We start from the raw sequence: 20741 nt of genomic DNA, 5'->3' as shown, positions 1-20741 counted from the left end.
CAGCATTTATCTGGTCCTGCTTCTGGAGAAGCAGGACAACCACTGGAAAAAATAAAGACAAAAAAGAGGCTGAATTTGATAAACTCAGCCTCTTTTTTTTTAATTGAATCAATCAGGGTATCCACTTAATATTCTTGAAATTCGGCTTCCTCTTTTCTAAGAATGCATTTCTTCCTTCAATTGCTTCTTCGGTTCCATAAGCCAAGCGGGTAGCTTCACCTGCAAAAACCTGCTGTCCCACCATGCCGTCATCGGTCAGGTTCATGGCGAATTTCAGCATTTTGATCGAGGTAGGTGACTTTGCCAAAATCTCCTGTGCCCATTCATAGGCAGTAGCTTCAAGTTCGGCATGCGGAATCACAGCATTCACCATTCCCATGTCAAAAGCTTCCTGCGCGGAGTAATTTCTGCCCAAAAAGAAGATTTCTCGCGCTTTCTTTTGCCCCACCATTTTGGCCAAATATGCCGAACCATACCCTCCATCAAAGCTCGTTACATCTGCATCTGTTTGTTTAAAAATCGCGTGCTCCTTGCTCGCCAAAGTCAAGTCACAGACCACATGCAGGCTGTGTCCTCCTCCTACCGCCCAACCGGGAACGACTGCAATCACCACTTTTGGCATAAATCGTATCAATCGCTGCACTTCCAAAATATTCAAGCGGTGATAGCCATCCTCACCAACATAGCCTTGTTTTCCTCTGGCCTTTTGATCTCCTCCTGAGCAAAAAGCCCATCTGCCGTCTTTTGGCGAAGGTCCTTCCCCACTCAAAAGCACCACTCCAATCGAAGTATCCTCCTGCGCATCATAAAAAGCATCGTAGAGTTCTGCTGTAGTTTTTGGCCGAAAAGCATTTCTGACTTCGGGTCGATTAAAGGCAATCCGGGCGACTCCATTACATTTTTTGTAGGTAATATCTTCGTATTCCTTAGCAGTAATCCACTCCATGGTGCTCATTTGGTTTAAATTTCGATTTTTGTGCAAGATAACAGCCTTCCCTGAAAATTGTTAATTCCAAAAGACAAGTCATTGAAAGCCAAAAATCAAATCCATTTTCATGTTCCAGCTTCATTATAGGAATCAGATTTTTCAGTCAAAAGAGGATTTTAAGGAAGTGGAGTCCGCACATCCAACTTTCGCCAAAGCTGCATTTTCATTTTGCGAAGCATGGCTTTCCGGTGAAAATAATTTCATCCAAAAAACCTCCGGATCGACTGGGACACCAAAATCCATTCAAATCATCCGGCATCAGATGCTTGAAAGTGCAAAAGCCACCGGAGCTTTTTTTAATACGAATTCAACAACCAAACTCCTCTGTTGCCTGAATCCTGAATACATCGCAGGCAAAATGATGCTGGTCCGAGCGATGGTTTGGGACTGCCCGATTTGGCTCATTGAACCAAAGTCAAATCCATTTTCAGACTTAGATAACGATATTTCACCTGATTTTGTGGCCATGGTTCCACTTCAGGTGGAGACGTGTCTCGGAGATCCGAAAGCCTTGATTAAACTAAAAAAAATATCCCACCTGATCATCGGTGGCGCGCCACTATCACAAAGCCTCAAAAGCCAACTTATTGAAAATAAAATTTCAGCCTGGCAAACCTACGGGATGACCGAAACGGTCTCTCACATTGCGCTGGCGAAAATTGACAAAGGGGAATTGGAATATCAAACCCTTCCAAATGTTGAAATCGGGCAGGACAGCCGAGGAACGATCTGGATCAAATCGCCAATGAGTGGACCAGAGCAGATTCAGACCAATGATTTGGTGGAATTAACTTCCGAAACATCCTTTAAGTGGCAGGGACGAGTGGATTTTGTGATTAATTCCGGTGGGGTAAAATTTCACCCAGAGCTTCTCGAGAAGCAGTCAGAAGTAATTATTGACGCATTTTTTCCGGGATGTCGCTATTTCTTTTTTGGTGAAAAAGATGAAAAATTAGGACAAAAGTTGGTTTTGCTTATTGAAAAATCAAAGCCAGACGAAGAATTGGCGGAGCTTTTGCAATCAAAATTGGAAATAGCGCTGGGAAAATATCAGACTCCAAAAGCAATCTATTTTCTTCCCACTTTTATTGAAACGGAAAATGGGAAAATCAATCGGGAAAAGACTTACCAACTAATATGAATTCGTTCGTTTTAAGTATCACTTACCTTATCTTGTTTTTCAGCGCTCAACAGAACACGAGTGTACTTGATTTACAAATTTCCGGAGCGAAATCAGATAAAGGAGTCGTCAGAATTCTGGTCTTCGATTCTGAAAATGGCTATCCGGATCAGCTTGAACTTGCTGTTAAATCACTCACCATCCCAATAGTGAAACAGAAATGTACAGTTAAAATTAACGATCTAAAACCCGGAAACTATGCAATTTCAGTAATTCATGATGAGGATAGTAATGGAGCATTGAACACCAATCCTTTTGGCTACCCCTTAGAGAAATATGGATTTTCAAACAATGCAAAGGCATACTTCAGTGCGCCCCCATTTTCAAAAGCGGCCTTTGAACTTAAAAGTGAAGTGAAGACAATTCAAATTCAGCTCCGTTAATCGATGTCTTTTAGCCAACCTGTAATACTGATTCGCTCTTTTTTGGTAGGCAGGACTTCATGAGGAATCTCACCACTGAGAAATACCACCAATCGCCCACCAATCGGAAGCACATCTTCTATCAGTTCAGTTCCGTCTTCCTGAGGGAAATACATTCGAAGTGCTCCTTCATCATCCGAAGACCAGGATTCATTCAGGTACAAAATCACCGTCACCACACGATGTGGGACAGCATGGAACTGATCCAAGTGGCGCTTGTAAAATGACCCAACCGGATACCTGGCAAAATGTCCTTCAAAGGATCGCAACCCCAAAAAGCAGCGCTGATTGAGCACTTTTCGGATTTCTTCCACTTTTTCCCAATAGGTTTTTTGCAAAGGAGATAAGTCATCAGAATCCATCCAATGCACTTCATCACTTCGGATTTCGGTTCGGACTTGCTTTTGCCCTCCTTTTCCTACTGCCGCGTGGCGGAATTTCCCCTGCCTGACCAATTCAATTTGTTCGGCGAGCAATTCACCACGAAACTCCTCATCGATGAAATCATCAATAATAACATAAGATTTTTGATAAATCTCAGATGAAATATGGTCTAACAGGTTCTCCATGAAAATTTGATTGGGCTGCAAAATAACCACTTAATTGCCCGAAAAACCATACTTTTGCGCAAAGCTTACACCATGACCTCCATAAAAAACAGCATCACCGGCTTAGTTTTAGAATACGATTCCGGCATAATACCGCCACCCTATAGTCACGTTTTTCGATTGGCATTGGACTGGTCCAAAGGAGACTTGAGTACTGCACTGGACCTACACTACACCGAACGCGAAGAGCTGAGCGAGGAGGAGATTTTTGATGAGGGGTTTACTCCCGATGACGACTACAGGTACAAAGGACAATTGAATTCTGTCTGGATCAAGCCGCTACAGCAGCTTTTTGATAAAACCCGTTGGACCAGCAAAGACATCGAAGATGGGGGAATAACCGTAACGGCAATCGAAAAAGGTAAAGATGAAGGCGTGAAAATTCCTTCCAACCAGGAAGAATGGCAACTGATGGCCCAAGACTTGATCCAGGCGATCTATGAAACTGCCAAAAAAGAGGCACCCCTAAAAATCGATTACCGGCAAGTCGAAGGAGATCAGCTTACAGATTGCAGCCTAACCGTTCATTTTTCGGTTCGGGAAGTTGTATTTGAAAAAAATGGAACCTCTCGTGTGGTCAATTGGGACTTTGCGATTCAATTGATGAAGATTGTTTTCACCCCTGACTATCATTATGAACTGGCCAAGGAAGAAGCCGGAACCAAACGTGGCGCATACATAAATTGCGGAGATGGCTATTGGCACGAACTGGGAAAAGGAGTAGTAAATATTGATCCCGGTTTTGATGCAGTTAAAAAAATAAGAATTGGATTTACTGATTTAATCCAAGGAGAATAACCAGCCTGATTTGCTTTTAATTACCTGATTTATTTACCTTTATAAAGGTATTAACCAGGAATTTTTATGTCAAACGGGAAAATTTTTATCAGCTACAGGCGGGAAGATACCTCCGGTGAATCTGGGAGGCTCAAGGACAAACTGGAGCAAGTATTCGGTCAGGAAAATATTTTTTATGATGTTGAGACCTTGGAGGCCGGATTGAATTTTGATCTGTCCATTGCCAAAGCTTTAAATGAAAGCAAGGTGCTGCTTGCAATGATTGGCCCTCACTGGCTGAAAGCTACTGATTCTAACGGCACCATGCGTATCCAAAAGCCAAATGACTGGGTTAGAAAAGAAATTTCGGAGGCACTAAAGAGAAACTTGCGAGTAATCCCCATTCTCGTAAATGGTGCAGAAATGCCAGATCCGGAAGTACTCCCTGATGATTTGAAAGAACTATCGCTCAAACATGCCCAAGAATTGACCAGCTCAAGGTGGAATTATGATGTGGGAGAATTGACCAAAGTGCTAGAAAAATTAATTCCCAAAATACCAGTGCCTAAGTCTGATCCTATATCAAATCCGAGAACTTTTATTCCACCTCTTTCTAAACCCAAAGGTTGGTGGGCTAAAAACTACTTGTGGGCTTTAGGAGGATTGGTGTTTTTTTTAATCTTGTTGATAATGTGTGTACCGGAGGAAGAAGTCATCTATCCCGATCCCGATAATATCACCATCGATGATTCAAAAGAAGAAGCCCAAGTGGATATAAGAACACAAAATCCAGAAGGAAATGAGATTTACAACAGCCTCCAATTGGAAAACCAGGAGCCAGCACCTCCTCAGCCTTCTACGGATTCACAGGACGCTTACGACGTATCGGGTTACTGGCTTTTAAAGGATCTACAAGGCAATCAATCGACTTTAGCATTTTCCCAAAACGGATCTGAATTTACGTTTTATGAATACAATATCCTCAATATTCAGATTGGAAATGGCTCAGGCAGGATTGAAGGCAATCAGTTATACGCTGAATACTACAATACACTCCTTGAGATAGGCGGTCGGATTGAGCTGAATACCAGCAACTCCGGCCAAAGCTGGTCTGGACTAGTGATTTTTCCATCAGCAGGTACTTCTTCTGAGATTACACTTTCAAGAAACTAGCCTCTTATTTTCCTCAGATCCGCATGGATGTCCCGGATCATTTCTCCCAAGTCGTCGAGCGTTAGCGGTTTCTTTTTGTCTCCGGGATTTGGGAAATCAGTACTGATAAACGCCTTGGCCTCCCAAATTTCGAGAACGTCCTCTCCTCTGATTTCATAGGGTTTGTAATGTTCATTATCTGAAACAAGAAATAACTTTCCATTTTCTTCCAAGTAGTTAAAGACACGCTTGTAAACTACCCCTTCGCTTTGTGTGACAAGCACATACGTCTTCCCGCTTTTAATTTGCTTCAGTTGATCCACATACCCACCAATGACTATCGTACCTGGAATCAGTGGGAGCATCGAATCGCCCGAAAGCTCAAATGCACGATAAGTAGCCTGTCGGGAAAGATTGGGCAAATGAAATTGGGGCAGCGTTTCCATGTATTCCGGATCTGCAAAGCCGTTCAGGTAGCCAGCTGAGGCCTTTTGACCTACAAGCGTAATATTCTCTTGATCATTTTCATCCGCTGCTATGGTCAATATATTGATTCCGCGTTGTTGCACGGCTTTCCTCCCCAGCCTTTCGATGTCATGCTCGAGCAGTTCTTCTACACCAACTTCCAAAATCTCACCTAACTTCTGAAGCGTGGTCAATTTGGGTTCGGATCTGCCGTCTTCATAGGCTGAGATCATCGTACGCTGGACATCCAACTGATCTGCCAGATCCTGTTGGGTGATGTTCTTTTGCTTTCGCAAAAACCGAAGATTCGAGGCCAGGTAACTCATGCTGAAAACAGGTAAAAATTAGGATCATCCGATACCGGAGACAATGGAAAAAATGGATTCACATTCTTTTCATCCATTCTTCTTCTTTCAAGACGGCTTTTAATCTCTTCAATGATATCACCAACCGGCTTGGGTTCTGTTACCAGCAGATAGCCATATTGAGGTCTTTGTTCATCCTCGACAAAAAACTTAACCTGACAATTTCCCGATGCAAGGGTTTTTGAAGTGACGCTGATTTTATCTTTTGTTTCCATAACTGATTCTCTTTACGAATGCTAAGTTACAAATGTTGTTTTTATAAACACACAAATGATGTAAAAACAAACATTTTCATGTGACAATAGTTGTCAGGGTTTATATTTCCAGAATATCCATTTAATTTTTAGAATACTACATGACAGCTTTTAGTCCTTTTTACTTGAGAGGTTACTGTTCATTTGACTAATCTACCGTTCAGCCAATTCTTTCATTAAAAATAAAACTCGGGACTATTTCTTTGTATATTCAAAAAGACCAACTGAAATATTTATAACCTACCATTATCCCAAACCAATTAATCCAAATGAAATATTTATTCTTTTTAATTTTTACCTTAAGTTCTTTCACCGTCAGTTACGCTCAATCTTACAGCGTCAAGGGTAGAGTATTTGAATATGGAAAACAAAACCCTGTACCTTACGCCAATATTCTGTTACTTTCTGTGTCGGATTCAGCACAAGTCTATGGGACAATCTCTGAAATGGATGGAGAATTTGAAATGAATAATGTAAGACAGGGAACTTACCTGTTTAAAATCCAATATTTAGGATTCAAGAATTATTTCAAAACGATCGAAGTCAATTCCAATTACGATTTTGGTTCACTCAGTATTCAGGAAGAAGCTACCGCCCTCCAAGAAGTAGTGGTGTCGACAAGAAGATCCACCGGAACTCAAAAGAATGACACCACGATGTACAATGCGGATGCTTTCAAAACGATGAAAGACGCGAGTGCTCAGGTGTTGATAGAAAAACTACCCGGAGTTGTCTCAGAAGGTGGGGCACTTCAGGCTCAGGGTGAAAACATCGGTCAGATTTTGGTAGATGGAAAACCGTTCTTCGGAACGGATGTCCAGGCAGCTCTTCAAAACTTACCTGCAGAGGTCATTCAAAGTATTGAAATTTTTGATCAACTGAGTGAAAAAGCTCAATTGAGTGGATTTGATGATGGCGAACGGATCAAAACCATCAATATCATCACCAAGGCAAACAGAAGAAAAGGACAATTTGGAAAAACGACCGCCGGAATAGGCACAGATGACCGTTACCTTATCGGTGCGAGTATCAATGCCTTTGATGAAGACCAGCGGATCACCTTTACCGGTCTGTCCAATAATGTGAACATGCTGAATTATACCAGTGATGCCAACACCCAAGCGGATGGAAGACCTCAAGAAGGCATAGTAACCACTAATATTCTCGGACTCAATTACTCTGATATTTGGGGTGAAAAATTTAAAATTACCGGAAGCTATAATTTTTCCAAGCGAGAGAATCTAGGAATCACCAACAAGTTTAGGGATTTCGTCACAACCAGTGAATCAAACCAACAATACTCAGAAACTGAAAGAGACGTCCGGATTAACAATGAACATAGTGCCTTCCTACGACTAGAATATAACCCCACCGATAAAACAAGAATTCTCTATATACCCCGTTTCTCATCCGAGTCATCAACTGAAAACTCATCATTTCTTGGCGAAACCACAGATGGAACTAACCTAATCAATCAGGTGGACAACTTGAAAACAGGGCTTTACCAAGAGTATGATTTTTTCAACCGATTGATCATCGGGCAAAAGTTTAACAAGGCAGGCAGAAGTCTTACCTTTAGTGGCTTGCTCCATGATGGCTGGGACAATGATGAATCTGACAGAAAGGCCAGAAACGTCTATTTTGAAGGAGCTAATCAACGTGTTGAAAATATCGATCAAAGAACCACCCGATCACGTCAAGGCACGCGCTGGGAAGCGGGTCTTTCGTTTACCGAAGCATTGGGAAAAAACGGAATGCTGGAAGCTGAATATGAAATCGGAAATCGGGGAAACAATTCAGAACAACTTGTTTTTAATGTAGAAGGGGGAGACTTTGAAGGCGGTACCATGCTACTGGACACCGCGCTAAGCAATTCCTTTCAAAGCGACTATCTCACTCAAGAATTTGAGCTAGGCTATCAGTACAGCAATGAAAAAGTAAGATTGCAAACTGAAATTGAGTATCAGGATGCCAAATTGGACAACAACCAGGAATTTCCACAGCAATTTAATCTGAAAAGAAGCTTTACCGCTGTCCTCCCGAGTGTCAGGTTCGAATATAAATTCACCCCGAACACTAATATTCAACTTGACTTTGACACCAGAACCAGTGAACCTCAGGTTCGTCAACTTCAGCCCGTAATAGATAACACTAACCCGCTTCAGTTGAGAACTGGTAGTCCGGATTTGGATCAGTCCTACAGCAAAGAATTCCGATTGAGATTCAGAAGTCAAAATCCCGACACCGACAAAAGCTGGTTTCTGTTTACTCGATCTCAGTTTGTAAACAACTTTATATCCAATAGTACCTTCATTGCAGAGGAACCGACAGAAATCCAGGATGGAATTATCTTGGAAAGAGGTTCTCAAATCAACAGACCGGTCAACCTGGATGGATATTTTGATATCAGATCTTGGCTAAGTTATGGAATGCCCTTGGACTTCATGAAATCCAAACTCAACCTTAACGCAGGAGCTAGCATCACCCGGAGACCCGGTCAGGTCAACGATCTGATCGGATTCAACAATTCCCAAAGAATCAATGGTGGGTTCTCGATCAACAGCAGTATCAGTGACCAGATCGATTTCAACATTTGGTCCAGATCTACCTTCAACACCGTAGAAAACACACTCAATCCAAATCTTAACGACAACTTCTTTCAACAGCGATTCCGGGTTAATTTCAACTGGATCATCTGGAAAGGAATCATCTATCGATTAGATCTCAATCATCAGATTAACTCCGGACTTAGTGAAGGATTTGACAACAACTTCTCACTTGTCAATATGAGCTTGGGTAAAAAAATCTTCAAAAATCAACGCGGAGAAGTGAGTATCATGGTCTATGATCTACTTGGCCAAAATGCCAATGTGCGCAGAAACATCACCGAGACTTTCATCGAAGACATTCAGACTAATGTCCTACAGCAGTATTTTATGGTTTCATTCACATACAATCTCAGACGATTCAGTAAAGGAATGGATGAAGACGTCTACAATGAAATGTATCAGGACCAAAATAATTAAGCCCTAGAAAGCATCTGTGGTTTTGATTAAACTTATACTCAAAGAAAATCCTGGAGAATGACAGCCGTATGTCAGTAGGTTTTTGGATTTTTTCACTTAATTGAAAAAAGAACAGAAACTGGGATTGAAATGACTTTTGTGACTTCATCCTTAGAGGGATTTATCCACTGGATCCTGATGATGGCCGATAAAATCAGAATCATTTCCCCTCCTGAAGCAAAAGATAGATTGCGGGAATTGCTTGAGGAGATTAAGAGGAATATGTGAGTTTGAAAGGATTAACAATCAATTTTTTTTAAATTCTAAAAAACGTCGAATCAAGTCGACAGTTTGATCTGCAATTCGTCGTTTCAATTCGACGATTTAAATACTTCAAGGATTCGAACTCAAATAAAGATTTGATTCTAGCACCCCACTGCGAAAGTCTCTACTCAATTTTTCCCACAATAAACCCTGCTAGCATTGACACTAGCCGGAGCACAAATAACTTTTAACTGATAACCCAATAACCCTTACTTCCCAAATTTCCCTTTCAACAGCGCCAGCTTATCGGCCATGGTTCCTTGAGGTTCTTCGGATTTTTGAGGTTTCGCAGCTGGTTTTCCAGAATTTTTTCCCCGTTCCGCAAAAGGATCAGCTTTCATGCTTAAGGCCACTCGCTTTCTGGCGATATCCACTTCCATGACCGTTACCTGCACTTTCTGATTGACAGTCACGACTTCGTTCGGGTCTTTGATAAAGCGGTCGGCCAAATGACTCAGGTGAACCAAACCATCCTGATGTACTCCCACATCCACAAATGCCCCAAATGCAGTAATATTCGTTACTACTCCGGGCAGCTTCATCCCAACTTTCAAATCGGACATGGAATTGACTCCCTCCTGGAAATTAAATACTTCAAAAGTCTCCCGTGGATCGCGGCCTGGCTTGGCCAATTCGGCCAAAATATCCTGAAGCGTTGGCAAACCAACTGTTTCGGACACGTAGTTTTTCAGGATAATTTTGCTCCGCAACTCCTCTGAATTGATCAGATCTTTGACCGAGGAGTTGAGATCTTTTGCCATTTTCTCCACCAAGTCGTACCGCTCCGGGTGAACGGCCGAAGAGTCGAGCGGATGCTTAGCTTTGCTGATCCTGAGAAATCCTGCTGCTTGTTCGAAGGCTTTATCCCCCAATCGCGGCACTTTTTTGAGTTGGGCTCGACTGGTAAATGGGCCGTTTTCGGTTCGGAAATCCACGATATTCTGTGCCAGTACCGGTCCCAATCCTGAGACATAGGTCAACAATTGTTTCGAGGCCGTATTGACCTCCACTCCCACTCCGTTCACCGCTGACATCACGGTATCATCCAGCGCACTTTTCAATGCATTTTGGTCGACATCGTGCTGGTATTGACCCACTCCGATGGATTTGGGCTCGATTTTGACCAATTCCGCTAAAGGATCCATCAGCCTTCGACCAATCGAAACCGCCCCGCGAACGGTCAAATCCAAATCAGGAAATTCTTCTCGTGCCACATCCGAAGCCGAATAAATCGAGGCTCCCGCTTCATTGACCATCGTTACGATCACCGTTTTGGGCAAACCAAGGCTTTTTACAAAAGTTTCCGTCTCACGACTTGCCGTACCGTTGCCGATGGCAATAGCCTGAATGGAGAATTTTTGAACCAAACCTTTCACTGTCATTCCAGCCTCAGCAGATCTGCGTTGAGGCTCATTGGGATAGATAGCTTCGTAATGAAGAAACTGACCTTGAGGGCCCAAGCAAACCAACTTGCAACCCGTTCGGAAACCGGGGTCTATCGCCATCACGGATTTTTCCCCCAAAGGAGATCCAAGAAGCAACTGCCGGAGATTTTCTGCAAATACCCGGATAGCTTCCTGGTCTGCTTTTTTCTTGGTCAACAGCCGTACTTCGGTTTCCATGCTCGGCTTGAGCAATCTTCTGTAGCAATCTTTGATCGCCAGTTTTACCTGATCCACAGCGGAGTTGGCGGCATTTTCCAAAATATGCCGTTCGATTACCGCTATCGCGGAAAGCTCTTCAGGGCAGGCATCCAACATCAGAAACAGCTCCTTCTCCCCTCTTCGCATCGCCAAAACCCGATGAGATGGAGCCGTTTTGATGGGTTCAGACCATTCGAAATAATCTTTGTATTTGATGGCTTTGTTTTCTTTTCCGGGAATAACACGGGAGGTAAATGTGCCCTCTTCAAGAAAAAGCTTTCTCATTTTTTCGCGAAGCGAAGCATTCTCATTGATCCACTCGGCCAGAATATCCCGGGCTCCCTGAAGTGCTTCCTCGATGGTTTTGACCTCATTTTCCTCACTCAAATAGTTCGCTGCCTCCCGATCCAAATCAAAGGATGTCTGAGTAAAAATCAGCTCAGCAAGCGGCTCAAGTCCTTTTTCACGCGCAATTGTGGCTTTGGTTCGCCGCTTAGGTTTGTAGGGTAAATAAATATCCTCCAGCTTGGACATGGTCTCAGCCGCATCGATTGATTTTTTTAGTTCTGGAGTGAGTTTGCCTTGCTCCTCAATGGATTTAAGAATCGCTTCCCTTCTTTTGTCCAATTCCCGAAGTTGCTCAATTCGGTCCCGGATCGTAGCCACCTGCACTTCATCCAAGGTACCGGTCGCTTCCTTTCGATATCGGGAAATAAAAGGAACTGTCGCCCCTCCATCCAGTAATTCAATGGTGGCTTTGACCTGTTGCGGTTTTACCTGGAGTTCGGTAGCGATTTTAATCTCGTATTGCATAGTCTTCGGTAATTCGATTCAAATTGGGGCTGCAAGATAGCCGAGCTTTTGGAGACTGAAAGCGGAAAATGTGCGTCTTATCACTAAGGAACTGATTATTTGATTGTAAAATTGCAATATTGAAAAATTGAAAGATTGGTTAGAAAGCGGGTAGGTTGGATTTGGGTCAACGGTCGACAGACGACGACGGTCCACTGCAAGACAAGGTCCAGTTTGTATGCTGTCTCCGGCTTCTTCATCATTCGATATTCAGTGGTCGATAGTTACAAATTGGAACATTGTAAAATTGAAAAATTAGTCACCAGTCAAACCTTCGAGATTCCTTAAAACCTCAACTGTTATTTGATTTATCTCAGCTACGGTAGCAGCTATATTTCTCCGCGAAGCGGAATATTTCGCTTAGCATATCTCGTTATCAAACAAGACCACAAGTGTTATTCACACGATACTTTGTACTTGGTACATTGTATTTCATACATTTAAAATGAAAAAAGAAATTAAGTCTTGGGGTCTGATTTTGGCCTTTTTCGCTTTTCTCTACTTCACAGGATTACTTCCGGTGATTCAGGGTGGACTTCAGTCGGTACTGCTCGGTACAGGTCTGATGAAACCAAAAATCGAAGTCCCAGACCTGACTAATCAAAAGTTTGACTATCGAGGTCAGTTCAAGGACTTTGAAGGGAACATTATTGACTTGCAGGACTATCGTGGAAAAACGGTCTTCATCAATCTTTGGGCTTCCTGGTGCGGGCCTTGCCGGGCTGAAATGCCACATATCGCCGAGCTTTACAAATCCGTAAAAGACACCCCTGATCTTGAGTTCCTGATGATTGGACTGGATAATGATATTGAGAAAAGCAGAGGATTTATCGAAGGAAAATCCTGGGAATTCCCAAGTGTCCACGCAAGTTTCGGTATCAACCAAAGTCTTCAAAGTGAATCCATTCCTACCACCTTGGTCGTGAATAAGGAAGGAAAAATCGTCTTTTACCAACAGGGAATGAGCAATTTCAATACACCCGAATTTCGGGAATTCCTTCTTTCGCAATAGAAAAACAGTCATTTTAAGCTTCAAATGCGCTTTTTCTTATCGTACAGGTTGGCCAGATTAATGATTTGTCGTAATCTTAATGCCCAACCCGAATAACCGATGAAAAAGCCATTAGTACTAATCCTTTGTTTAATTTTTGCAGGGCTCCAATCCTTTGCGCAGAAATCTGTGCTTTGGTATGAAAAACCAGCGGAAATCTGGGAAGATGCACTTCCAATTGGGAATGGCAGACTTGGTGCCATGGTGTTTGGAATCCCCGGCAATGAACGAATCCAACTCAATGAGGACTCGCTTTGGCCGGGAGGACCGAGAGATTGGGGACTTGCCGAAGGAACGAGGGCTGATTTGGACCGGATCCGCGAATATTTAATCGCCGGAGACCACGCCAAAGCAGATTCACTCTTGGTACTGAAATTTTCCAGAAAGGGAGTGATCCGTTCCCACCAAACCATGGGAGATTTATGGTTGGATTTCCATTGGGACGAGGTCACTGAATATAAGCGCAGTCTGGACTTGGATGAAGCGATCACGCTTACAAAATTTAAAAGTGAGGGGCATGAAGTCACTCAAGAAATCTTCGCTTCGGCTCCCGACCAGGCTATTTTGATCAAACTTCAAACTTCGCATCCCGAGGGATTCAGAGGTTTGATCCGCATGGACCGCCCAATGGATGAAGGCTTTCCTACAGCGGAAACCAAAGCCGTAAACGACAATCTACTTGAAATGAAAGGGATGGTTACCCAGCGGGGAGGTCAGATCGACTCCAAACCATTCCCGATTTTGAGCGGCGTAAAGTTTAAAGTGCTGCTCCTCGCCCAAAATCAGGATGGTGAGATCAAAGCAAGCGATGCCGGACTTCAAGTAAATGGAGCCAAAGAAATTCACCTCAAATTGGTCGCTGAGACAAGTTATTATCATTCAGATTTTGAAGAAAAAGCGAACCTAAGACTAGATCACATCGCATTCAGGAGCTGGGGGCAGCTACAGCAATCCCATGTACGGGAATACAAATCGTGGTATGACCGAATGAGCCTGACTTTGGGTCAAGAAAAAACAGAGGAAATCCCCACTGACCTGCGTATTCAAAATGTAAAAGCGGGTCAAACCGACCTTCATCTGGAGAAAATACTCTTTGACTTTGGCCGATACCTCTTAATCTCTTCTTCAAGACCCGGTACCAATCCTGCCAATCTTCAAGGCATTTGGAATCGGCATATTTCCGCTCCCTGGAACGCAGACTATCATTTGAACATCAACCTTCAGATGAACTACTGGCCGGCTGAGGTCACCAATCTCAGTGAGTTGCACATGCCTTTGTTTGACTTTACGGATGGGTTAATCGAAAACGGGAAAAAGCCAGCTTCCACCAATTTTGACATGCAGGGTGCCATACTTCCCCACACTACTGACCTTTGGAAGATTCCTTTTCTCCAGGCTGCGACAGCCTATTGGGGAAGTTGGGTAGGTGCAGGTGCTTGGCTGGGCAGGCATTATTGGGAGCATTTTCTATTCACCCAAGACCTGGATTTTTTGGAAAAGAGAGCGGTTCCTGCCATTGAGCAGGTTGTACTTTTCTATTCAGACTGGTTGATCATCGACCCTAGGGATGGTAAGTTGATCTCTGCACCTTCCACTTCTCCTGAGAATCAGTTTATCAATGAAAAAGGGCAAAAAGCCGCCTCCACCTTGGGCGCTGCCGGAGATCAGCAAATGATAGCGGACATTTTTGAAATCTACCTGAAATCAAATGAAATCCTGAGTAAACGCTCAGAACTCACAGACAAAATCCAAAGTCAACTCGGGCAGCTACGCCCTGGAATCCGATTGGGTTTGGACGGAAGGATCCTTGAATGGGATCGGGAATTTGAAGAACCTGAAAAGGGACACCGACACATGTCCCATCTCTATGCATTTCATCCCGGCGCATCCATTAACAATCGGGAAAACCCCGAATATTTTGAGGCGGTCAAAAAGACTTTGGATTTCCGATTGGCCAACGGCGGTGCAGGTACCGGTTGGTCACGGGCTTGGCTGATCAACTTTTCCGCCAGGCTATTGGACGGAGAAATGGCCTACGAGCACATCCAAAAACTCCTGAGTACTGGTCTTTACAACAATCTGTTTGATGCACATCCTCCCTTCCAGATCGATGGAAATTTCGGCTACACCGCTGGAGTAGCTGAGATGCTGCTGCAATCTCACGAAGATGGAGTGATCAGCGTTTTGCCGGCTTTGCCAAAAGCATGGCAAAGCGGTGCTGTGAAAGGCATCAAAGCTCGGGGTGGATTTACCCTTGATTTCACCTGGGAAAGAGGAGAAGTCAAAACCGTACGATTGCACTCCGCCCAAGGCAAAAAAGTGATTTTATTCGCTGACGGTTCGGAAATCGATCTGGAATTAAGAGCAGGAGAAAGTATTGAAATGGAGTTTTGAGTAAAAAAGAAAGTGCAACGAATCCTGTTTTTTACTGATAAAAATCAGCTGGAAACAAAGTTTATAACAGCTAAATATCATGGCTTTGGAGCCTCTGAAGGGGTAATTTTGAATCTTCATTGACTTGCAAACCTGCATTACGCTTATGCCTCAAACATCAGGACTTCACACCTTCCACATCCCGGTAATGGGATTGGGTTATACCGTTGACACCCCACTTAAAGTTGCCAGATTTGGTATCTCCAGCGTAGTCTCCATCATGGATGATTTCCTGCTGGAAGATATGCGGAGAATTCATTCCAAAAAGCTGGGGTTACCCTTTTCCCCAATTGCCGAAACCGAAGAAGATGCTCGTGCAAAGCGGGTTCAGGCCTACCTCAACCTTCTCAACATGGGAATCCAAAAGCAGATGGAGGATCTCAAAACTGAAAATTGGGAAAATGAGGGCACAATGGATTACTTGGTTGCCTTACTTCCCGAAGAAAGTGAAGTTTCACGATTATTTGAACAATTCAGAACTGCTGACCCTTCAGAAAAATCGGGGCTAAAGTCCAAAATCATTGGACTTCTGACCCCCGGATCCATCGATGTCAATATCATGACCAAGGTCGATAAGCTAAATTATGATAAAGAAGGCAATGCGCTTTCCAGGGAATTTTCAGACGCATTGTCTGCGTTGAGAGGCTTCGCCAAAAGTGATTTGGAGGCAGCTGTGGTTTTTTCCGCAGGAATGAATCCCGCACTCTACAGCTACGCAGAGCAGTTTCCGGACTTTTTTCCCAACGAAAAGGGGGAAATTAAAAAGCGGATCATTCTCAAGGTGAGTGATTACAGATCAGCCTTGATTCAGGGAAAGTTCTTGGCCAAAAAAGGCTTATGGGTTTCCGAATTCCGGGTCGAATCCGGCCTGAATTGTGGTGGACATGCGTTTGCCACTGACGGTTTTCTGGCTGGTCCGATACTCGAAGACTTCAAAACCAACCGAAAAGAGCTGATTGAAACCATCCGCCAAACTTGTAATCAAGGTTTGGCAGCAAAAGGTCAAGCGATTTTACCCGAAACCGAAACCATCAAGATCACTTACCAAGGCGGAATCGGAACCGGGGCTGAGGATAGTTTCCTGAGAAATTACTATCAACTGGATGGGACAGGCTGGGGAAGTCCGTTTTTGCTTGTACCCGAAGCCACCTCAGTGGATGAAGGGACCATCAAAAAAATAATAGAAGCCAAAAGATCAGACTATTTTCTAAGCCATGCTTCACCACTCGGTGTTCCTTTCAATAATCTACGAACGAGCAGTGGAGAAATTCAGCGAAAGCAACGAATCAACAAAGGTCGCCCCGGAAGTCCGTGTTTTAAAAAATTTCTAACTTTCAGCACTGAGTTCACCGAAAAGCCCATCTGCACCGCCTCCAGACAATACCAGAATCTGAAATTAAAAGCCTTCGGGGAAGGTAAAGTCAGTCAACAGGAAATAACTGAAATTCTGGAAAAAGACTGCCTCTGTGAAGGATTGAGCGCTCCTGCTATCCTGGCAAACGGTTCGGCTCCGAGGCGGAATCTCAATGCAGTAACAATTTGTCCCGGTCCAAACTTGGCTTATTTCAAAAGTGTATTCAGCCTCAAGGAAATGGTCAATCACATCTACGGCCGGATCTCTTTGAAACTGGAAACTGACCGTCCGCATGTTTTCGTAAAGGAAGCACAACTCTACGTCGACTATCTCAAAAAGGAATTTCAGAAGATAATCCCGGAGACTGCTGCAAAACAGGAAGCCTATTTGTTGAAATTCAGAACCAACTTAAGTCTTGGCCTTAGTTATTATCATGATTTGGTCAATACCATTAAGTTGGATTCGGAGGAAATACTGGAAAAAATGAAGTCACAATTGAAAGAACTTCAAGCTGAAGTTGAGTCCCTTCAGCCAATGATTTCGGCCTAATAAGATATGCACCTCAAATGAAGGTGCTTATTTTTTTTGAATGCTGACGGATGGCGGAGTCCAGCTCTTTTGCCAAAGGTTTCAAATAGCGGAATAATTTCAGATTTTCTTTACCCATTTCACTGCCATCCATCAATTCCAAGATTCCCATCATGGAAGATAATGGGCCTCTCAGAATATGGGAGGGGCTCAAAGCCAATTCTCTTAACCGGTCATTTTCACGCTGAATCTGCATCAGCTTGTTCCTTTCAGAAGTGGAATCCATGATTTGGATCAAAACTCCTTCCAATTGATTATGAGTATCCGCTATTGGCTTTATGGCAGCATTCCAAAATGCAAACTCCTGATTGGGCATTAACATCTTCAACTCAAGGTCTGTGCTTTGACCTTTTTGAGCATCGTCAATAGCGGCTAAAAGTTTTGAAAATCGCCTAGGCTGATCGGGAAAATTGAACAGGAATCCTTCAGAATATGCTTTGCCCTTCCAAATTTTACCCAGATTTTTTGCCTGTTCATTTTGTTGAACCAGCTTCCCTAGCTTATTTAAAACAAAAACAACCCCTGAAAACAAAGAAAGTGTTTGAGGTGAAATCAGCGGTTTTGCAGGAATTGTATTATAAGGAACTGACTTAGGCATCAAAAACAGGTGATATCCTTTTTTGGAAACTGTCAAAATAGCTGCCAAAGTGGGCCATTCGTCGTAGCTTGAATTCATTATAAAGCATCTCGGTTTATCCCCCGGAAGGAGTTGAGGGCTCAATTCCTCAATATTTTTAAAGTCTTGAAAGGAAAAAACATCCGATAAATTCCGTTCTGACCAATTTTCTTTTTCCGGATCAAACCAGCTTTTGATTTTTTCATCCCAAGACAAGAACTTAAAATCGCTGTCCAGTACAATCTCACCAAAACCAAGAACATCCACCAGATTATTCCATGGCATGTCTTGCTCCAAAAACTGCATTCCTACTCCTATCCCAATGATACCTGAAATGTCCATCTCAGGGGTGGTGACTACTGAAAACTCCCACCAAACCTGGGAGAAACCCTCAGCTCGCAAGGCAGGATGATCGAGCATCAAATGTCTCCTGATTTTTGGGGAACCGAGCATCAACTCCAGCGAATAATTAAACTCTTCCACGGAGTTGGGAGAAAGCATTTCGGAAAACTGAAGATTTGAAGGATTCGGATTTAGTCTTTCAAAACCCTTATTGAACTTCAAAACCTTCCCTTCAACATCTGCTACAAGCAGAAAGAAGTGTCTTGAATCCATTAGGAAACCGGGAATCAGACTTTCGATGCAAGCTGTACTTATCAAAATTTCGGATGGTAAACGAGTGATATTTCGAAAGTTGCGTAAAAAATTTTATTAAAAAAAAGTAGGCGTAAGAAGAATTAAATATCTCATTTTGTAATAATTCAGTATATTATTCTAATCAAGATATAAAAAAGAAGCTGCTGAATTAAAAAATGCTTTTCGTCCCAAAATCTGTGGAAATAAAAAAGAAAGCATTTTTTTAAAAAAAAAATCAAAGCCCTGAAATAGTAAATGAGCAACACCCAAATCTAGTCGTACTTCAACACCGAAAACTCGGTATAATTAATCTCCTTGACCATAAGTATCAAGGCATTTGCGAAGTTCTGCTTACACGTACAGACCACATATTTCCAGTCATCCTTAGAAGAATACTCCACCTCTGAGGATCCAAAAAATCTCTGAATTTCTTCTAAGGAGTCCGAGTAAATGAAAACACAACCGTCTATCCGATCACTGTTTTCAATCAAAAATTCACAATTGGATGTTTGAATAATCATATCAGAAATAAGTTTACCTAAAGGTAAGCTTCGGATCAATCAAAAAAATACCCAGTACTGGGTATTTTTCAATTAAACCCAAGAAAAATTAGACTTGATTTCCAGGGTATTAAATACATTTTTTCGAAAGTGCGTCTGATTAGTCACCAGGTCTTGCTAAAATCTTTCCAATTGAATTATATTTGCAGCACTTTAGCCAATGCGCTAACCAGGATTAGAGGGTTGGGTGAGTGGCTGAAACCAACAGTTTGCTAAACTGTCGTACGGGTTAAACTGTACCGGGGGTTCGAATCCCCCACCCTCTGCTATTTTATTTATAAATGCCTGATAATCAACTAGATATCAGGCATTTTTTTTTTTCATGCTAGCGATTCACTTGCGAAAACCTTTCGGATTTATTTAAATTTCTAAAAATAGAATATTAGGTCAGACGGAACGATCCACCAAACAACCAAACGTTGTTGTCTGTGGGCTAAAAATATCCCGCGTTAGTGAAAATACCCAGGCGACCTAGGGCTAGGGCATTTGTTAAATGACCGAAGGAATGACAAACGCGACAACACCGTAAGAAGTCCCCTGGCTATTCAACAATAGGTTTACCTGAATCCTTCCACGCTTTTAATCCGCCATCTAGGTGAGCCACGTTGGTAAAGCCCATTTCCTTTAATGTGGTTACCGCTAGAGCCGAACGGCCTCCAGATGCACAATACAAAATAATTCTCCTGGTTTTTTCAAATTCTGGTTTAAAGTAAGGCATTGCAGGGTCAGCATAAAATTCAAGCATGCCACGAGGTGCATGAATCGCTACTTCAATTCGGCCACTTTGCTTTAACTCTTCACTTTCACGTAAGTCAATTAAAATTACGTCCCCTTTGGCCAATTCATCCTGCACCTGTTGTGGTGTGAGATTTTCGATTTGATTTTTTGCTTCGACTACAAGTTCCTTAGCTGATTTAGGCGTTGGGCTAACCTGTGCCATGAGCAAAGGTGTAGCAAACATAAATACCATTACAAGGAGACTGATGTTAAAATTTGATCTTTTCATAAGTGGTGGGATTTGATTACAACTATACTAAGAATATTATTTTGATTTATCAATATTTTTTTTTAAGGATCTGATAATATCCATGGCGGTGCATCTGCGTACAATAAAAAGCCTTGCCCGTGGTGTATCCCCCCGAGCAACCGCTTCTTTAGTCTTTCCTATTTTTTGCTAAGGACAGTTTATAATTTTTAGGCAGGAGGTCGTATATTTTCTGGATGTTGGTGTCCATGATATTGTCGAAGACGTACTTGAGCCACTGCTGTAGGTTGACTTCTTCGGTTTTACACATGGCAAAAAAAGAGTAGGTCATTGCTGCCCGGGGGATACAATCCTTTTCAAAGCTCATTATCGGAAACGGTGATGGACTTTTTTTTTGAAGTCATCCCCAATCCCTACTCTGCTACTTTCCCTTATTACTTTTAAAAAACTACCTCTTTCATTTCCCAATACATCTCTGCAAAA

The 20741-nt window shown here is 42.7% G+C and carries 18 protein-coding genes and 1 tRNA gene; 10 read left to right on the top strand and 9 right to left on the bottom strand.

The window, feature by feature from the left end:
* Positions 1-112: 112 nt before the first annotated feature.
* Positions 113-946: a 1,4-dihydroxy-2-naphthoyl-CoA synthase gene (locus C4S61_RS11285; RefSeq protein ID WP_103924907.1), complete on the bottom strand. Its 834-nt coding sequence runs from the start codon at positions 944-946 to the stop codon at positions 113-115.
* Between the two features lie 109 nt (positions 947-1055).
* Between C4S61_RS11285 and C4S61_RS11280 the strand changes: the two genes are divergently transcribed.
* Together C4S61_RS11280 and C4S61_RS11275 are read left to right on the top strand one after the other, a co-directional pair.
* A complete protein-coding gene (locus tag C4S61_RS11280) occupies positions 1056-2129 on the top strand; it encodes an AMP-binding protein (RefSeq protein ID WP_103924906.1) in 1074 nt (357 codons plus the stop codon).
* A complete protein-coding gene (locus tag C4S61_RS11275) occupies positions 2126-2551 on the top strand; it encodes a DUF2141 domain-containing protein (RefSeq protein WP_103924905.1) in 426 nt (141 codons plus the stop codon). The genes C4S61_RS11280 and C4S61_RS11275 overlap by 4 nt, the downstream gene beginning before the upstream one ends.
* On the opposite strand, the gene C4S61_RS11270 is transcribed toward C4S61_RS11275, so the two are convergent.
* Positions 2548-3159, bottom strand: a complete 612-nt coding sequence (locus C4S61_RS11270; protein ID WP_103924980.1) for a 2OG-Fe(II) oxygenase — start codon at positions 3157-3159, stop codon at positions 2548-2550. The genes C4S61_RS11275 and C4S61_RS11270 overlap by 4 nt on opposite strands.
* A gap of 72 nt (positions 3160-3231) precedes the next feature.
* On the opposite strand from C4S61_RS11270, the gene C4S61_RS11265 reads away from it, so the two are divergent.
* Positions 3232-3996, top strand: coding sequence for a hypothetical protein (locus C4S61_RS11265; RefSeq protein ID WP_103924979.1), 765 nt, complete (start codon positions 3232-3234; stop codon positions 3994-3996).
* A gap of 66 nt (positions 3997-4062) precedes the next feature.
* Complete coding sequence (locus tag C4S61_RS11260; RefSeq protein ID WP_103924904.1) at positions 4063-5148, top strand: toll/interleukin-1 receptor domain-containing protein; 1086 nt, start codon at positions 4063-4065, stop codon at positions 5146-5148.
* Here the strand turns inward: C4S61_RS11260 and C4S61_RS11255 are convergent.
* Positions 5145-5918, bottom strand: a complete 774-nt coding sequence (locus C4S61_RS11255; protein ID WP_103924903.1) for an XRE family transcriptional regulator — start codon at positions 5916-5918, stop codon at positions 5145-5147. The genes C4S61_RS11260 and C4S61_RS11255 overlap by 4 nt on opposite strands.
* Positions 5915-6172, bottom strand: coding sequence for a hypothetical protein (locus C4S61_RS11250; RefSeq protein WP_103924902.1), 258 nt, complete (start codon positions 6170-6172; stop codon positions 5915-5917). The genes C4S61_RS11255 and C4S61_RS11250 overlap by 4 nt, the downstream gene beginning before the upstream one ends.
* A gap of 308 nt (positions 6173-6480) precedes the next feature.
* On the opposite strand from C4S61_RS11250, the gene C4S61_RS11245 reads away from it, so the two are divergent.
* Positions 6481-9237 (top strand): outer membrane beta-barrel protein, encoded by a 2757-nt coding sequence (locus tag C4S61_RS11245; RefSeq protein ID WP_103924901.1) that lies wholly within the window; start codon positions 6481-6483, stop codon positions 9235-9237.
* 99 nt (positions 9238-9336) lie between these two features.
* Positions 9337-9504 carry a WCX domain-containing protein gene (locus tag C4S61_RS22660; protein WP_332912351.1) on the top strand — a complete coding sequence of 56 codons (168 nt, stop codon included), beginning with the start codon at positions 9337-9339 and terminating at the stop codon, positions 9502-9504.
* A gap of 245 nt (positions 9505-9749) precedes the next feature.
* Here the strand turns inward: C4S61_RS22660 and C4S61_RS11235 are convergent, their stop codons facing one another.
* A complete protein-coding gene (locus C4S61_RS11235; protein ID WP_103924899.1) occupies positions 9750-11996 on the bottom strand; it encodes a Tex family protein in 2247 nt (748 codons plus the stop codon).
* A 484-nt stretch (positions 11997-12480) separates the two neighbouring features.
* Between C4S61_RS11235 and C4S61_RS11230 the strand changes: the two genes are divergently transcribed.
* The 3 genes from C4S61_RS11230 (at position 12481) to C4S61_RS11220 (ending at position 17422) form a co-directional block, all read left to right on the top strand.
* A complete protein-coding gene (locus C4S61_RS11230) occupies positions 12481-13047 on the top strand; it encodes a TlpA family protein disulfide reductase (protein ID WP_103924898.1) in 567 nt (188 codons plus the stop codon).
* Positions 13048-13146: 99 nt separating this feature from the next.
* Entirely contained in the window at positions 13147-15480 is a 2334-nt protein-coding gene (locus C4S61_RS11225) for a glycoside hydrolase family 95 protein (protein WP_103924897.1), read from the top strand.
* Between the two features lie 145 nt (positions 15481-15625).
* The gene (locus C4S61_RS11220) at positions 15626-17422 is read left to right on the top strand and encodes a hypothetical protein (RefSeq protein ID WP_103924896.1); all 1797 of its coding nucleotides are present in this window, start codon (positions 15626-15628) and stop codon (positions 17420-17422) included.
* A gap of 13 nt (positions 17423-17435) precedes the next feature.
* On the opposite strand, the gene C4S61_RS11215 is transcribed toward C4S61_RS11220, so the two are convergent.
* Together C4S61_RS11215 and C4S61_RS11210 are read right to left on the bottom strand one after the other, a co-directional pair.
* Positions 17436-18578 (bottom strand): hypothetical protein, encoded by a 1143-nt coding sequence (locus tag C4S61_RS11215; RefSeq protein WP_160111233.1) that lies wholly within the window; start codon positions 18576-18578, stop codon positions 17436-17438.
* Positions 18579-18985: 407 nt separating this feature from the next.
* Positions 18986-19234 carry a hypothetical protein gene (locus C4S61_RS11210; RefSeq protein ID WP_146064383.1) on the bottom strand — a complete coding sequence of 83 codons (249 nt, stop codon included), beginning with the start codon at positions 19232-19234 and terminating at the stop codon, positions 18986-18988.
* 216 nt (positions 19235-19450) lie between these two features.
* Here C4S61_RS11210 and C4S61_RS11205 point away from each other — a divergent pair.
* Positions 19451-19539, top strand: a tRNA-Ser gene (locus tag C4S61_RS11205).
* 275 nt (positions 19540-19814) lie between these two features.
* Here the strand turns inward: C4S61_RS11205 and C4S61_RS11200 are convergent.
* Together C4S61_RS11200 and C4S61_RS22655 are read right to left on the bottom strand one after the other, a co-directional pair.
* Complete coding sequence (locus C4S61_RS11200; RefSeq protein ID WP_200820568.1) at positions 19815-20279, bottom strand: rhodanese-like domain-containing protein; 465 nt, start codon at positions 20277-20279, stop codon at positions 19815-19817.
* Between the two features lie 148 nt (positions 20280-20427).
* The gene (locus C4S61_RS22655) at positions 20428-20568 is read right to left on the bottom strand and encodes a transposase domain-containing protein (protein ID WP_160111232.1); all 141 of its coding nucleotides are present in this window, start codon (positions 20566-20568) and stop codon (positions 20428-20430) included.
* Between the last annotated feature and the right edge of the window lie 173 nt (positions 20569-20741).

This window comes from Algoriphagus boritolerans DSM 17298 = JCM 18970 (genome assembly GCF_900108085.1).
Classification (GTDB): Bacteria; Bacteroidota; Bacteroidia; order Cytophagales; family Cyclobacteriaceae; genus Algoriphagus; species Algoriphagus boritolerans.
This window is presented reverse-complemented; position numbering and strand designations above follow the sequence as displayed.

What these genes read in the sequence shown, in the direction of transcription:
- C4S61_RS11285 (WP_103924907.1), bottom strand. Translation starts at nt 946, where the DNA reads ATGGAGTGGATTACTGCTAAGGAATACGAAGATATTACCTACAAAAAA.
- C4S61_RS11280 (WP_103924906.1), top strand. Translation starts at nt 1,056, where the DNA reads ATGTTCCAGCTTCATTATAGGAATCAGATTTTTCAGTCAAAAGAGGAT.
- C4S61_RS11275 (WP_103924905.1), top strand. Translation starts at nt 2,126, where the DNA reads ATGAATTCGTTCGTTTTAAGTATCACTTACCTTATCTTGTTTTTCAGC.
- C4S61_RS11270 (WP_103924980.1), bottom strand. Translation starts at nt 3,159, where the DNA reads ATGGAGAACCTGTTAGACCATATTTCATCTGAGATTTATCAAAAATCT.
- C4S61_RS11265 (WP_103924979.1), top strand. Translation starts at nt 3,232, where the DNA reads ATGACCTCCATAAAAAACAGCATCACCGGCTTAGTTTTAGAATACGAT.
- C4S61_RS11260 (WP_103924904.1), top strand. Translation starts at nt 4,063, where the DNA reads ATGTCAAACGGGAAAATTTTTATCAGCTACAGGCGGGAAGATACCTCC.
- C4S61_RS11255 (WP_103924903.1), bottom strand. Translation starts at nt 5,918, where the DNA reads ATGAGTTACCTGGCCTCGAATCTTCGGTTTTTGCGAAAGCAAAAGAAC.
- C4S61_RS11250 (WP_103924902.1), bottom strand. Translation starts at nt 6,172, where the DNA reads ATGGAAACAAAAGATAAAATCAGCGTCACTTCAAAAACCCTTGCATCG.
- C4S61_RS11245 (WP_103924901.1), top strand. Translation starts at nt 6,481, where the DNA reads ATGAAATATTTATTCTTTTTAATTTTTACCTTAAGTTCTTTCACCGTC.
- C4S61_RS11235 (WP_103924899.1), bottom strand. Translation starts at nt 11,996, where the DNA reads ATGCAATACGAGATTAAAATCGCTACCGAACTCCAGGTAAAACCGCAA.
- C4S61_RS11230 (WP_103924898.1), top strand. Translation starts at nt 12,481, where the DNA reads ATGAAAAAAGAAATTAAGTCTTGGGGTCTGATTTTGGCCTTTTTCGCT.
- C4S61_RS11225 (WP_103924897.1), top strand. Translation starts at nt 13,147, where the DNA reads ATGAAAAAGCCATTAGTACTAATCCTTTGTTTAATTTTTGCAGGGCTC.
- C4S61_RS11220 (WP_103924896.1), top strand. Translation starts at nt 15,626, where the DNA reads ATGCCTCAAACATCAGGACTTCACACCTTCCACATCCCGGTAATGGGA.
- C4S61_RS11215 (WP_160111233.1), bottom strand. Translation starts at nt 18,578, where the DNA reads ATGCTTTCTCCCAACTCCGTGGAAGAGTTTAATTATTCGCTGGAGTTG.
- C4S61_RS11210 (WP_146064383.1), bottom strand. Translation starts at nt 19,234, where the DNA reads ATGATTATTCAAACATCCAATTGTGAATTTTTGATTGAAAACAGTGAT.
- C4S61_RS11200 (WP_200820568.1), bottom strand. Translation starts at nt 20,279, where the DNA reads ATGAAAAGATCAAATTTTAACATCAGTCTCCTTGTAATGGTATTTATG.
- C4S61_RS22655 (WP_160111232.1), bottom strand. Translation starts at nt 20,568, where the DNA reads ATGTGTAAAACCGAAGAAGTCAACCTACAGCAGTGGCTCAAGTACGTC.